This is a genomic window from Lawsonibacter sp. LCP25S3_E2 (assembly GCF_052117285.1).
In the GTDB taxonomy this organism is placed as follows: Bacteria; Bacillota; Clostridia; order Oscillospirales; family Oscillospiraceae; genus Lawsonibacter.
The window spans coordinates 42,450-56,334 of the sequence record NZ_JBQKJL010000011.1 but is presented as its reverse complement, the minus strand read 5'-3'; the positions used below and the strand labels follow the sequence as shown (position 1 = coordinate 56,334).

Annotated in this window: 14 protein-coding genes; 8 read left to right on the top strand and 6 right to left on the bottom strand. The window is 52.2% G+C overall.

Annotated features, from left to right (window positions below):
* The 3 genes from ACTQ3R_RS10755 to ACTQ3R_RS10745 all read right to left on the bottom strand — a co-directional run bounded on the left by ACTQ3R_RS10755 (nt 1) and on the right by ACTQ3R_RS10745 (nt 2,320).
* A complete protein-coding gene (locus ACTQ3R_RS10755) occupies nt 1-201 on the bottom strand; it encodes a hypothetical protein (protein WP_441779238.1) in 201 nt (66 codons plus the stop codon).
* A 144-nt stretch (nt 202-345) separates the two neighbouring features.
* Nucleotides 346-624: a hypothetical protein gene (locus ACTQ3R_RS10750; protein WP_441779239.1), complete on the bottom strand. Its 279-nt coding sequence runs from the start codon at nt 622-624 to the stop codon at nt 346-348.
* Between the two features lie 457 nt (nt 625-1,081).
* Nucleotides 1,082-2,320 carry an IS110 family transposase gene (locus ACTQ3R_RS10745; RefSeq protein ID WP_441779240.1) on the bottom strand — a complete coding sequence of 413 codons (1,239 nt, stop codon included), beginning with the start codon at nt 2,318-2,320 and terminating at the stop codon, nt 1,082-1,084.
* A gap of 155 nt (nt 2,321-2,475) precedes the next feature.
* On the opposite strand from ACTQ3R_RS10745, the gene ACTQ3R_RS10740 reads away from it, so the two are divergent.
* Genes ACTQ3R_RS10740 through ACTQ3R_RS10730 form a run of 3 tightly spaced genes read left to right on the top strand, consistent with a single transcriptional unit; the run spans nt 2,476 to nt 5,589 of the window.
* Nucleotides 2,476-3,231 (top strand): glycosyltransferase, encoded by a 756-nt coding sequence (locus ACTQ3R_RS10740; RefSeq protein WP_441779241.1) that lies wholly within the window; start codon nt 2,476-2,478, stop codon nt 3,229-3,231.
* Between the two features lie 13 nt (nt 3,232-3,244).
* Nucleotides 3,245-3,757, top strand: coding sequence for a hypothetical protein (locus ACTQ3R_RS10735; RefSeq protein ID WP_441779242.1), 513 nt, complete (start codon nt 3,245-3,247; stop codon nt 3,755-3,757).
* Between the two features lie 11 nt (nt 3,758-3,768).
* Nucleotides 3,769-5,589 carry an EAL domain-containing protein gene (locus ACTQ3R_RS10730; RefSeq protein WP_441779243.1) on the top strand — a complete coding sequence of 607 codons (1,821 nt, stop codon included), beginning with the start codon at nt 3,769-3,771 and terminating at the stop codon, nt 5,587-5,589.
* A 158-nt stretch (nt 5,590-5,747) separates the two neighbouring features.
* On the opposite strand, the gene ACTQ3R_RS10725 is transcribed toward ACTQ3R_RS10730, so the two are convergent.
* From ACTQ3R_RS10725 to ACTQ3R_RS10715, 3 genes are all read right to left on the bottom strand, one after another.
* On the bottom strand, nt 5,748-6,812 hold the full coding sequence (locus tag ACTQ3R_RS10725) for an FUSC family protein (RefSeq protein ID WP_441779297.1): 1,065 nt from the start codon (nt 6,810-6,812) through the stop codon (nt 5,748-5,750).
* Nucleotides 6,799-7,245, bottom strand: a complete 447-nt coding sequence (locus ACTQ3R_RS10720) for a MarR family transcriptional regulator (protein ID WP_441779244.1) — start codon at nt 7,243-7,245, stop codon at nt 6,799-6,801. Before ACTQ3R_RS10720 ends, ACTQ3R_RS10725 begins: the two co-directional genes overlap by 14 nt.
* A gap of 229 nt (nt 7,246-7,474) precedes the next feature.
* Nucleotides 7,475-8,635, bottom strand: coding sequence for an aldo/keto reductase (locus tag ACTQ3R_RS10715; RefSeq protein WP_441779245.1), 1,161 nt, complete (start codon nt 8,633-8,635; stop codon nt 7,475-7,477).
* Between the two features lie 138 nt (nt 8,636-8,773).
* Between ACTQ3R_RS10715 and ACTQ3R_RS10710 the strand changes: the two genes are divergently transcribed.
* The 5 genes from ACTQ3R_RS10710 (at nt 8,774) to ACTQ3R_RS10690 (ending at nt 13,875) form a co-directional block, all read left to right on the top strand.
* Nucleotides 8,774-9,124 carry a winged helix-turn-helix transcriptional regulator gene (locus tag ACTQ3R_RS10710; protein ID WP_441779246.1) on the top strand — a complete coding sequence of 117 codons (351 nt, stop codon included), beginning with the start codon at nt 8,774-8,776 and terminating at the stop codon, nt 9,122-9,124.
* 58 nt (nt 9,125-9,182) lie between these two features.
* Nucleotides 9,183-9,413: a TRAP transporter small permease gene (locus tag ACTQ3R_RS10705; protein WP_441779247.1), complete on the top strand. Its 231-nt coding sequence runs from the start codon at nt 9,183-9,185 to the stop codon at nt 9,411-9,413.
* Nucleotides 9,401-10,678, top strand: coding sequence for a TRAP transporter large permease (locus tag ACTQ3R_RS10700; protein ID WP_441779248.1), 1,278 nt, complete (start codon nt 9,401-9,403; stop codon nt 10,676-10,678). The genes ACTQ3R_RS10705 and ACTQ3R_RS10700 overlap by 13 nt, the downstream gene beginning before the upstream one ends.
* Nucleotides 10,679-10,694: 16 nt before the next feature.
* Entirely contained in the window at nt 10,695-11,765 is a 1,071-nt protein-coding gene (locus ACTQ3R_RS10695) for a C45 family autoproteolytic acyltransferase/hydolase (protein WP_441779249.1), read from the top strand.
* 424 nt (nt 11,766-12,189) lie between these two features.
* Nucleotides 12,190-13,875, top strand: a complete 1,686-nt coding sequence (locus tag ACTQ3R_RS10690) for a hypothetical protein (protein WP_441779250.1) — start codon at nt 12,190-12,192, stop codon at nt 13,873-13,875.
* Nucleotides 13,876-13,885: the final 10 nt, after the last annotated feature.

Here is a 13,885-nt window from a genome sequence, read left to right as displayed (position 1 = left end):
TTATACGGCATCGTCTGTACCTTCGTCAAATGCAGATTTTCCGTTCTTCTCTTTAAGCAGACGGTTTATAATCAAATCTGGAACAGATTGGGTGTCTGAATAGGATCGGTGGACAACATAGGTCGCTTCACCAAGTTTTATTTCACTCATTTGGTTTTCTTCGCCTCCACCGATAGTATTCTCCAGTTTCGGATCCATCATGCGGTTCTCCTTATACATAAACTAAAGAGCTCTTCAGAATAAATGTAGAAAAAGAGGTCCTTTTGACCACCCTACGAGATGAAATAATTCTAACGATTGACTATGCAGGAAGATAGGAAGTAAAAGAGACAGCCCAGTTGCATTTTACTCTGCAACCGGGCTGCTCGCTTTTAATAATCTCTGCGTCTTTGCAATGACTGACCAAATATCCTTTTCAAATTGGATACTACCATGAAATAGCGGAGCCAAAAAGAAAAGGGCCTCCTTTATATTCCTCAAATCCGCATAATCGGTTCGGTTGTCTTGGAGGTGTTGATGTGTTTCATAATATCGGGTCCGTAAATCTTCTGATACGGAATCTGAAGCAAAGTAGGTTGCAATGAGGCCGTCAATAAGTGCTACCTCATCCATCGTAAAGAACATATGATCTCTCCCATCACGCATAATACCAGCATATAGTACCACACAGCTCGCTCAAGTACAAGATGGAATACAGCAAGCACTATCCAGTTAGCTGAACTGGAAGTAATTGTTCTACAACAATACTACAATGAGACCAACAATAGATGCAAATAGCTGCGCTATGCTATAGCCTCTGATACCGCACCGGTATCAGAGGCATTTTTGTTTTTTCAAATTCATGGGTGGTCAAAAGGGTGTCGTTTTCTACATTTATTACGAGAAGCGCATGCGAGGTGTTTTATCTCTTGGCGACTGTAGCTTCTCGCACTATTTACCCAGCGCTGCACCTTGCTACGAAAATAAGTAGCGAGGGCGTGAACCTTGACAAACAGGCTTTCAACGCCTCATGAAAAACCATCGCAGCACAAAAAGCGGCAGGCCAAAACCTGTCGCCGGCCGAAGTATGGTACAGTGGGAATCAGCCTGGTGCCACCACAAAGTACCCCAGCTTTTGCAGTTCGTTCACCATACGGCTGGCCCGTTTGCGCTCACTTTGTTTTCTGCGGATCTCAAAACAGTCTTCGTTGTATGGAGAACCTGTCTTCAACATCGTGTAAATCAGCGCCAGCAGTTTGCGAGCCAAAGCAATCGTTGCACGTTTAGCGCCCTTCCGCTGTTTTATCCTCCAGTACCAACCGGAGAGGTACAAGCTTCGTTTTCCGGAGATGACCCATCCCACCTCGCAGAGCATACTCTTCAGATACGGATTACCTTTGTTAATGTGAGCACTCTTGCGTTTTCCGGCACTCTCGTTGTTACCGGGACTCAAACCAGCCCAGGAGCATATATGCTGGGAATCTGGAAAGGCACTCATATCGGTACCAATCTCCGCGATAATGGCTGCTGCCGCAGTTACATCAATGCCTGGTATGGAGCACAGGAGGCGTAATGCCTCTTCGTGCTTTGTGATCTCTTTCGTAATAGCGTCCTCCACAGTATGGCGGTGCTGTTCAAGCGCTTCCAAGTGCCCAAATATCATGCGAAGAAAGCCGCGCTGGTGCTCCGAGAGCGAACCGTTCAAGGCAATCAGTATTTCGTCGATACGTTTCCGGGTCTGCGTTTTCAGGCACCGGTCCAGAGCTTCCCGCGAAATATTTCCGTATTCCATGAGATGACGGATGATGTTTCGCCCGGAAGCGCCAAATGCGTCCGACAGAAACGCTGTGAAGCGGAAACCGGAGCTTTGCAGAAATTTATCGATGCGATTCTTTTGGGCGGTAATGTCGCGAACGATGCTCTTACGATACCGGGTCAGATGCCGCAGTTCCCGGAAGGTCTTATCTGGGATAAAACTTCCCTTTAGTAATCCGGCACGGAGTAATGTGGCGATCCATTGCGCGTCCCGCATATCCGTTTTACGCCCAGGCACATTCTTCATGTGGCGGGCATTCACGACCAGAATGCTGATCTGCCCATCAAAACATGGCTCCAGCATTTCGTAAATAGGCTGCCAGTAGATCCCGGTGCTCTCCATAGCGACATAGCGGCACTCTGCTTCCAACACCCAATCCCGCAGTTTCCGCATTTCCGGGATAAGTGTGCTGAAGGAGCGAATCTCGATTTCCGGATCGGTGCCTAGCTCACCTTTGGCAAGACAGGCAACGATAACGTCACGATGAATATCCAGTCCCATGGCGCAGGTCAATATGTCTTGCATCAAATCCCTCCCTGAATTATGCAGGCTGGGAATTGCCCGGGTGGGTATCCGAACTTTGCTACTCGTGCTCTTCACTTACGTGACGCAACATAGGCGGAGCGGTCCGGCCATGTAACGGCGCAGAGATCCAAAATGGGCGGGTGCATGCCTATGGGATGCCCAAAAAAATTCTTCCCTGCATGCAGGTGCTGGAATATGACCGTTCGTTTTTGGCTGCCCGGATTTTATTTGACCGCTTCAACGGTAGTATCATTATTTCCGGCGCGTTTGGATTGTTTAAAAAAAGCCTTGTCATTGACGTCGGCGGATATGACACCTCTACCATGGGAGAGGATATGGAATTGGTGGTCAAGCTCCATGTGTTCTGCCGGGAGCATGGGATCCCTTATCGAATCCGCTATGCTACCGACGCCATCTGTTGGACCCAGGCCCCGGAGTCTCTGAAGGACCTGTGCAAACAGCGCCGCCGCTGGCATATCGGCCTGTTTGAGTCGATGAGCCGTCACCGGCACATTTTGGCCAACCCCAAATATGGAATGGTGGGATTTGTTTCGTATCTATATTTCCTGATCTATGAGCTGATGTCTCCCTACATTGAGATTTTTGGCGTTTTCACCGTGATGCTGGCATCTGCTGTGGACCTGCTGAATGTCCCGTTTATGTTTTTGTTCTTTGGGATCTATGTGGTCTATTCTTCCATCTTATCGCTAACGGCATTTTTTGCCCGAATCCACACCATAGATTTGAAACTAACCTTTGCTGACATCCTGAAGGCCATCGGCTTGTGTGCTCTGGAAGTATCTTGCCTGCGGTTTATCCTGGCGTGGGTGCGAGCCACCTCGCTGATTGGATACCGGAAGCGTAAACCTTCCTGGGGAACGATTCAGCGAACAAGAATAAATGTGGAATGATGGAGGTACTATCATGAAAAAAGAAGATTTGAAAACCGGCTTTTGGGGCTATAAAAAATATAGCGTCTACCAGTACATCACAGCGCTTGAAGAGCAGTTCTCTGCCAAACTTTTGGCGCAGAGGGAAGAAGACCGTGCACTTCTGGAGCAAGAACGGCAGCGGGTGCACCAGCTGGAGGAAGAGCTGAACTCCTTGCGCCAGCAGCATGAGGCCTACCGCAATGAGCAAATGCTGATTTCCAATACTCTGATGGAGGCCCGGCGGTATGCGGAAATGCTGAGAGCGGAATCAGAGGAACGGGAGCGGGAGGCAGCGCAGCAATTGGAAGAGGAGGTTGGGAGGCAAAGCAAGCAGCTGCAGCAGTATGCCGAAAACCTGAGCAGTCTGCGGGAACGGCTGCGCTCCATCTTACAGGAGATGGATGACTCAGCTGAGCAGTTATCCACGGAGGTGGAGGACATGCAGACTAAGCTGTCCCATCGGAATATGTCTCTGTTTTGCCGCAAGTCGGAGCAAGCGGTGTGAGGTCAAAGCGGGTGGAAGATACTATTTTGGTCTATGTGGCCGGAAACCCGGATGCCTACCCGTTAGAGTACTACGATTCTGCCTCAGAAACCTACCAGGGGGTCATCCCACAGCTATTCGCGCAGTTTTCCGCCCAGAGCAACTATGAGATCGTCTATTACGCACCAGATAAAAGCGACCAGCGCAGCCACCTGGCCCGGAACCTTCAAGTGGACCTGCTTTCAGGATATGCGGAAGGAGAGGAACTGCCGCCGGAAACAGAGGAAATCGTTTTGTTTCATACACGCTATCAGGGAAACGAACGGTCCTACTACCTCTGCTTCACCAAGGCAGCGCCGGAATCGCTGCGCACAGATCTCCAACAATTCCTTTCCGCGGTATCGCAGGAAGAAATCAGTGGACTGCTGATGGAGTCAGCCGCAGTTGCGCCAAACGCAGATAGTCCCACTGTAGGAATGGGGGCTCTGGTTTTGTGTGCAGCCCTGTTGGCTGGAATCCTGGTGCTGGTTATGTGCCGCCATCGAAGGCAGATCAAAAAGATTCGGCGGGAGCTGGAGTGCGACAGGACCACGGGACTGGGACGGTTTGACGAGCTGAGCCGGGCTTGGTCACAAAAGGTTACGGAGAAAACCCGGATCCTGTATCATCTGATCTATTTTTATTTGGATACCGATCATTTGCACCGGATGGCAGGCGGGCAGGTGACCGAAGAAGTTCTGCGCCATTGTGCGGAGATTCTTCGGGAATATAGCCGCCAGGATGACATTTTGGCCAGAGTGGCAGAGGATGGATTTGTTTTGCTGCGGTTTTCTGAAAACCAAGAGCCAAACAGCGTCTGGATCGCCACGGCGCTGCAAAAAATCCGCGCCTACTGTCCGGAACACAATAAGGCCTTTGAAATTGACATTGCCGCCGGCGTTTATCCCATGTCGATGGGAGGGCAGGATCTGGAAGAAATCCTGTTTCTTGCCGGGCAAGAGGCGCGGCATGCCCTAGCGGTCCGTAAAGACGTTTCGGTTTTTACGGATGAGGCACGAAAGCGGCTTCAGTTAGAGAAAAAACTGCGGGATACCGTAGCACAAGCGCTGGATGGCAATGAGTTTCAACTCTACGTGCAGTTTTATGTGGATGCCAGTACAGATCAAATCGTGGGCGGGGAGGCACTTTCCCGGTGGTTCCATCCAGAACGAGGACTGTTGCTGCCGGGAATGTTTGTTCCTTTCCTGGAGAGGGAAGGACAAATTTCCAAACTGGACTATCACTGCCTGCAATCCGCCTGCCGTTTTTTGCAGACCCTTTGTGACCGGGGAGTACAGGATTTCTTTCTCTCCTGTAACTTTTCCAGAGATACCTTTGCCGCAAGTGATTTTCCTCAGCGCTGCCGGGAAATTCTAAACCAATACCAGTTTCCCAGGGAATTGCTGATTTTTGAACTGACCGAAAGTACGGCTGGACCAGGTTTTTCGCAGATTCGGAGCAATATGCTGCTGCTCAAAGAGTATGGCGTTCGTATTGCCCTGGATGATTTTGGAGAAGGGTTTACCTCCTTTGCTGATCTGCAGGAGTACCCGGCCGATGGAATTAAATTGGACAAGGCATTCATTGATCACGTTCTGACCAAGCCGGGCAATGCCATTGTGCGTGCCATGATTCAGGTAGGACATGAGCTGGGCATTACCATTCTGGCCGAGGGAGTGGAAACTGAGCCTCAGGCTATGGCTTTGCGGGAGGCTCAGTGTGATGTGATTCAGGGATTCCAGTTCCATGCCCCCATCCCAGAGGCAGAGGCCATCGAGAGAATTTTAAAGGCAAAACGGGCAGGGAACCGCTAACGGTCTGCTGTTAATTAACAAGGGGACGCATTGCAGAGAGGTCTTTGAGCAAACAGGATCTGTTTTGAGTGAAAAGAAAAAAGGCCCCCCACCCTTAGCCGGCAAAAGCGGACGGATAAGGGTGGGGAGCCTTTTGTTGTTCTTCGGACCGTCTGGTTTTAGTCCTCCTGCAAAGTGGGTAATAATCTTACGGCTGCCAGATAGTGGAAAGCCGCTGCGAAGATTACACCAAATGCCGCGCCCAGAAACGTATCCGCAATGCGCAGGATCACCGCCCCCTGGAGCCCATAGATCCCAGCGCCCAACATCAGCGCGCCGAAGCAATTCATGGCTGTTTTATACCGGTAGTCCGTGCAAAAGCCCAGACACAGACCTCCCAACGGCCCCATCAGGGAATGAAAGGATTCCGGTGTCACTTGATAGAGCAGGAAGAATGCGCAGCAGCCCGCTGCCACCCCTACCATCCGCTGCCGGAAGCGCACAATGGTACTGCCGGAGTATGGATATTCCGACAGCAGGGAGGCACAGGCAAACCCCATCCACATAAAACGTTCTACTCCAAATACCTGCCCAGCCGTCAGCACCAAGCTTACACCAAGAGCCATGCGCAGCTGCCACAGATAAACCGGCGAGGAGAAATCAAACCGTTTTACGATATGGTGAAAGCGGGTCGTGGTGTGTTGGTGCCGGTGTTTGATCAACAAAAGCGCACCACAGATGAAATAGCCTGCCAGTGCCATAAGTCCGCGGCGCATGAGAGCCTCTCCGGCTACCGGGTTGCCCGTCAGATAAATATAGGCAAAGCTATATAAGCCGCCATTGCCCATTTCAGGCCGCTGGACGGTCATATAGAGCAGGGCAAAAAAGGCGGCAAAGTGCAGTGGAATCAGAAAAATTGGGGGAAGCACCGCCGCCCAGCAGGGGACCAAAACTAAAATGGCCAAAACTGCGGCCAGAGCAGCCAATGAATCGCCAACGCAATACTCAAAATTGACAAAGCGGATTCCCAACATCATGCAGAACAGCGCTACCGCCAACGGGGTGTTGTCAGCGCCGAACAGCCCGGACAACAGGCTGATGAACACGACAGCAAAGGCTACGATCAGCACAGAGCGGACGGCCATGGCAGTCCAGTAATAGGCTTTCTCCCTGTTTGTGCTGCAAAGGGCACTGCTGCGTTTCAAAATAGCAGGGTCCATCTGGAGTGCATCATAAAACTTCATGGTCACGGGTTGTTTCCTGTCCTTTCTCAATGTGTGCGGCAAGCTGATCCGCGTAATACATAAATGCCTCAAAATCCTTCCGGGAACTGCGCCACAAATCGTAAAAAGGCTGCAAAATACGTTCGTACCCCTTTTTCAATTGGACGAGTCCTGTTTCGGTGATGAACAATTGATAGCTGCGTTCGTCTGCAGCCTGCCGCTGTTTGCGGATGCAGTCTTTTTCGTAGAGGGACTTCAGGCAGCGGCTCACGGCCTCTTTTTTCATGCCGCTGTTCTGACTGAGCAGAACGGGTGTGTTTTGTTCTGGATTCAGATACAGGTGGGCCAACAGTTCGCATTCGCTGGCAGTCAAAGCAGAGGCCTGCACGGGCAGCAGGGACCGCATGACCTTTTGGAACTGCTGCTGATAATGCACCATATCGGTCCATTCCATGGCATCACATTCCTCCCATATAGTTAACGATGTTAATTATATAACCGGGCCAGGTGCCTGTCAAGGAGAGAAATGGGGACAGTTTCCAGCGGTAAGATTGGCAGGGAATCATTGGAATGGTGCAGGAGCGGGGCCCCACAATCGTTCTCTCAAAGAAAGCAGCCCTGCACTTTGCATGCAGGGCTGCTGGTTTCATCGGTTCATCGGCACCATGGATATCTTTTTGCTGTCATGATGTTCGGGAAGGGGCAAATATGGCTCTGGCCTTCGTCATATTTTCCCGGATGCGCACCCCAAAGGGACAATTTGGCTCACATCTTCCGCACATCAGGCAATCGTCTGCCGTGGCAGAGAGAGACCAGTAGTGCTGTGCTACGGTCTCCGGTACACAATCCTGCTGGACAGCCAGATCCAGAAATTTGGTCACGGCGGCAATGTCGATGTGGGCCGGACAGGGCTGGCAGTGGTTGCAGTACATGCAACGGCCGGTCATATGGATGGCATTTCCGGCGCTGAAAATAGGAGCGTAGCTTCGTTCCTGTATGGGTGTGTCATAATATTTGACTGCCTCCAGCACCTCATCTACCGTGTGGCAGCCGACGATGACTACCTTGACGCCATTACGGTCCAAACAGTACTGGATACACTGAGGTACTGTCATAGCTACACCGAAGGGAGAGCTTTCCGCCTTCAACAGTGTGCCCGCGCCCAGCGGTTTCATCACGGTAATCGCCACCCCAGAGGCCTCACAGGCGGAGTACAGAGTTTGCCGTGCCTCATCCACCACAAGACCACTTTTTTTCATGCCCTTGAACTCCATCAAGTCATAGATATCGGTCTCAGCGCTCTCCATATCATAGGCGGGATTGATGCTGAACATCAGTACGTCAATGATTCCGCTCTCTACCGCCTTCAGGGCGATGTGAGGGTTGTGGGAACTCATTCCGATGTGGCGGATCACACCGGTTTCCTTCAATTTCTTAGCGTAGGCCAGAATAGGTCCCTCAAAGACGGTGCGGAAGTCCTCCTCGCTGTCCACATAGTGGATCATGCCCACATCGATGTAGTCGGTGTGCAGACGTTCCAGGAGATCTTCAAAGGAACGCCGGGTCTTTTCGATGTCTCGGGTGCGGGTATATTGCCCATCCTCAAAAACCGTGCACAGGTGTCCCTGAATCATAAATTTGTCCCGGCGCCCCTCCAGCGCAAAACCCAGATTACTGCGGGTGGGGGCCTGGGGCATGAAAATATCAATGTAGTTTATGCCCTTTTCCTGCGCCGCATCTATAATGGCGGCGCTCTCCTGGGCAGTCAAACCGTTGAACCACTCGCCGCCCAAACCAATTTCACTGACTCTTAACCCGGTGCGGCCCAATGTCCTGTATTCCATGTTGACCTCCTGTCAGGCTTGTTATCTTGCAAAACCATTAAAATCAGATATACTTGCATTATATCGGTTTGGATTTATCAGAACAAGTACGCACAATTTTCTTAGCAAGTGAACTAAATTTCACTATAGGAGGGGCCTATGGAAAAGATACGAGTGACCTGTGAGATGGAAGTTACCCTAAAAATGATCGGAGGGAAATGTAAGCCTCTGATTCTGGAAAGCCTGATTGAGCACGGCACCCAGCGCTTCAGCCAGCTTCTGCGTACCATTACGCAAGTGTCCCAGCGGACTTTGACCAACCAGCTCCGGGAGCTGGAGAGTGACGGCTTGATTGCGCGCACAGTGTACGCTGAGGTGCCCCCGCGGGTGGAATATTCCATCACCCCGAAAGGACATTCTCTACAGCCGATCCTGGAGCTGATGTGTGAATGGGGCGAAAAAAATATAGATGAACGCTTTGAGCTCACCAATCCCCAATGCACAAAGTAACGGTGTGGGGGAAGAAAAGAGCGTGTTATTTCGGCGGCGTTAGGAGTTTTGATAAAGCATGTCGCAGGTGCGCTGTGTGATGTCAATAGCGGCGGTCATCATCATCATTCCCTATGGCGTAAAAATGGTGGGACAAATGATGATGCGCAGCAGTTCCGCGCTGGGCATTCCCATGGGGTACATGTATTTGTCCATCCCAATCGGCTGTGTTGGAATTGCGGTTCAGTCCGCCTATAACATTTTGGAGCGGATTTTTGGAGGAAAGGAGGAAGAGTCATGGGCGCATTGATCTTTGGAGTCATGTTTTTCCTGATGATTTTAGGGGTACCAATTGCGTTTAGTATCTCTCTTTCTTCTACCGCATATCTGTTAGCTTCCGGCAATAATCTGGTGCTGTTGGCGCAGCGGCTGTTTTTAGGAATGGACTCCTTCGTGCTGCTGGCAGTCCCTCTGTTTGTGCTGACTGGTTATTTGATGGAACAGTGCGGCCTGTCTCAGCGGCTGATTGACTGGGTGGAGTGCATCTTTGGCCGGATTCCCGGCAGCGCCGGAATTGTGACCATCATTTCCTGTGCTATCTTCGCGGCTTTGACCGGTTCCGGACAGGTCACCATTGCAGCCATCGGTGCACTGACTCTTCCGGCCCTGTTAAAAAGCGGCTACAAGAAGGAAACTTCCGTGGGCATGATTGCCTGTGGCGGCGGACTGGGGCCGATCATTCCGCCCAGTGTTGGAATGATCGTCTATGGAACCACCATGAGCTTGAGCATTCCCAAAATGTTTATGGCTGCAATTCTTCCGGGCCTTTTGATGGTGGTTGGATTGTTGATTGTCAATGCCATTATCGTAAAAAAAGATAAAATTGCGGCCAGCACCGTGCGCTATACTGCCAAAGAAAAGGTGCTGCGTACCTGGAAAGCGCTCCCGGCTCTTCTGCTGCCCGTCATTATTCTGGGAGGCATTTACGGGGGAATCTTCACTGCCACAGAGGCTGCGGTCATTGCAGTGATCTACAGTCTCATTGTAGGCGTGGCTCTGCGTGAGATTCACTGGAAAGGCCTTTTAAAGGCGTTTAATGGGACCATCGAGACCTCTGCAATGATTGCACTGATCATCGGAGTATCCAATCTCTTTGGTTGGGAGCTGTCCTTCGAAAAGATTCCGCAGAGCATTGCCGATGCGGTGATTCCGTTTATCAAGAGCCAGAGTACCTATTTGATCGTCCTGTGCTTGATCATGCTGGTTGTGGGTGCTCTCATGGAGACGCTGACTGCCATTGTCATTTTGGCTCCCATTCTGGTCCCCATTGGAACGCAGATGGGCATTGATCCTCTGGTTGTGGGAATGGTATTTTGCCTGACGCTGATTGTCGGCATCGTTACACCTCCCTTTGGCGTCAATCTGTTTGTGGCCAGTTCTGTTATGAACGAACCCTTTGTCAAAGTGGTGAAAGGCGCGGCACCCTTTATCTTGTCCATGCTGATCGTTGTCATTGCTTGCGCGATTTTCCCGTCGATTATTACGCTGTTGCCCAGCATGATGGCGCAAACCTAAGAAAGGGCAAATTAGAATGAAGAAAGAATTTTACAAGCATTATATTTTTTCCGGGACGCCAAAAGAAGTGGGCCAACAGCACGGAGAGGAGCTGCGTGACGTGATTCATGCGCACCTGGAGCGCATTTATGACGACGCAGGTACCATGTCCGATTTAACCCGAGAGCAGGCATTGGAATATACCCGGCAGTTTGAACCCTATGTGGAGAAATATTCTCCCGATTTCACCCAGGAGCTCCAGGGGTTGGCACAGGGTGCCAATCTGACAGCGCAGGAGGCACTTTTGCTGCAGATCCGGCAGGAGGTATCCCATTATAAGCGGTTTGCCGCCCATGGACAGGAGTGTTCCTGTTTTGCGGTTGCTTCATCCTATACTCGGGATGGGAAGGTGTATTCAGGGCAGAACTGTGACCTGATCGGCGATTTTGAGCCTATGATGAACATGGTTACCATGGCAGTAACCGGAAAGCCCAAGGTAATGATGATTTTGCCCGCGGGGCAAATCAGCCACTCGGGCATGAACAGTGAGGGCATGTCTGCCAACTGTACCTTCTTAAATTGCAATGGATGGGGGATGGGTTATCCCCGCTATCTCATGTCGCGGCTGGCCTTGGAACAGTGGACGATGGAGGAGGCGTGTAAAAAGCTGGCGATTCCGGAGCGGTCTTCTCAGCGGAGTATTACGCTGTGCGACGCCAAGGGAACGATGCACATGTTTGAATTTACACACAGTGATATGGGAGAGCGGTCATGCAGCGGCTATGCCGTACATACCAATCACTTCCTGATTCCGGAGTTAAAACATCTCTCCAGTGCCACTCAATGGGAGCAGCACGATTCGGAGATGCGCCACCAGCGGCTGGAAGAGTTGGTTACCACCAACAAGGGAAATATCGACCATGAGATGCTCAAGAAGTTTTTGGCGGATCATGCCAACGGGAATAATTCCATCTGTGTCCATTCCTGTAAGGAGAATCCCTATCACACCTATGTAGCCATGATCAACAATTTGACGGATCGGGTCATGGAGGTTTGCCGCGGCAATCCTTGTCAGGGCGAATTTGCCATCTATACCTTTTCCGAATAGTTTAGAGACGGGAAAAGGGAGCGCTGCAGTGTAAGGCTGCAGCGCTCTTCTTTTTTGAAAATGGGAGGAAGCGGCACAGTCAGAGCAGTCTTCCAGGCTGGTCTGAATTATCTGTGCAGTGTTCATATCCCTCGTGTTTCTCATTGCCATTACCAGCCTGTTTCTTATGGCTTTTGTGATAGAAGGCCAAAGCTTGTTCAGAAGAGGCATCTTTCGGCTCATGGGGATGATCGCGCTTGTTCGCTGCCTGCAATTTCTGAATGCCATTATGAGAAAGGGGGAAGAAAGCCCTTCGCCTAAAACGGGATTGAAGAAATTTCCTGAACTCACTATAATAAAAGATAGCGCTTCGGTTGAGCGCAAAAGGACAACTACAGGCGGAGGAAATGTTCTAAAGTGCCTGAGTCAGCAGAAGGAGGATACCATGGAATCAAAGGAAACTTCCCCAAAACGTTTTTATCTCAAATGGCCCTGGAATGTGCTGGTTTACATCGCTCTGGTGGTGCTGCTGCGCATTTTTGCCATTCCGGTGATCCTCCTCATCATGTGGTGGAACAAAAAGCAGCAGCCGAACGGACCGGAGGAGGGCTACTGCCTCCAGCGTACACGGGGACGGCTTACCGGGCTGATCTGGGCAGCTCTTTTCCTGGTGGGGGGCGGACTGGCCATCTGGTTCTTCCTGACGGCCCAGACCATACCCCACGAGGCGGAGCAGTTAAAAGAGGAGCTAAGTTTCGGCTATTACCTCATTCCAGTGGGGGGAGCGGCGGCCATACTGGTGGGCCTCTTTCTGGCCTACCAAAGCCTGCGGGACGCTCTGGTCCCGGAGAAGAGTGCTCTGGCCCAGTCCATCCGCAACCAGCTTCCTTACCCCGACGAGGTGCCGCCGGTGAAGGAGCTCTTCGCCATGGTGGACCAGGACCTGAAAGCAAACGGTCAGTGGTGCGGCAAGCTGGGCGTGGGCAAGAAGTGGGTGCTTGGGGACGAAGTCTCCTCCATACCCCGCATCCGGGGCGTGTTCCGCCGGGAGGAGCATCATACCCGCCGCGCCGGTAAACGTACCCAGGTCATCCACATCTATGAGATCTGGATCGTGGACGACCGCCGGGAGCGGCAGGTCACCTCGCTGAAATCCAGGCGGGAACTGGATGAGGCCATGGACTGCCTGCAGCGGCGGGCCCCTGCCGCCGTGTTTGGGGTCTACGACTCCAAGGAGTACAAAGACCTGGTCTATGCCGAAGAGGACGAGCTGCAGTACGCCCAGGAACAGGCCTACCGCCAGCGGAAGGCCCGCTTTGAGGAGCAGGAGCGACGGGAGCAGGAGCGGCAGGCCCAGACCCAGGTGCTCACTCTGCCGGACGGCTCCGTGACCTCCCGTATCACATGGGATACCATCCATCAGCTGCTGCGGCAGCCCGATCAAATGGGAAAGACCGTGCCCTTCCAGTTGGTGCCCGGCATTCCCATCCAGGGGGAGGGACACACCTTCAGCCGTCTGGTGGGCCTGGCCGGGGGTGCGGCACAGCCCACCCGCATCCTGATGGAGGAGTACTCCGGCACACCCGGCGTGCCGGGGCAATACGCCTGGACACGGGATGTGGACGCCGGTGAGGCGGAGAATATCCTGCAGGGCTGGATGCGGGGGGAGATCCCTTCCCTGGAGAACTGGAGGAAAATGGAGCGGTCCGGCCGCACCTGGCAGCAGGTGGCGGAGCGCTGGAGCAGAGAACCTATCCCCACTCCCCCTCAGCCCCACCCGGACTGGCCCTGGCTCCTGACTGTGGGCGGTTATGCGGGCAGTACATCTGCCCCAAGCTGGACTGATGTTGAGGAAAACCTGCGGGAGCTGAGCCAGGAGGCGGACAGCTATCTGATCCTGGAGCAGAAGGACCCGGAAAACCTGGAGCAAAACTGGTTCATCCAGTGCGCCGTGGCCCTGAAAGGGCCGCAGGTCGGGATGTATGCGGTGGAGATTGGCTGCTCCACCCCCGGTGGTCCCCGCCTGTGGGAGCGGATGGCACCTGATGTGCAGGAGGTTGTAGAATATTTCTCTAACGCCTACTACCACAGAAACCTGGATGTCTCCGGGTTCCAGGAGACGGAGTTTTGAAAGCCTGAAT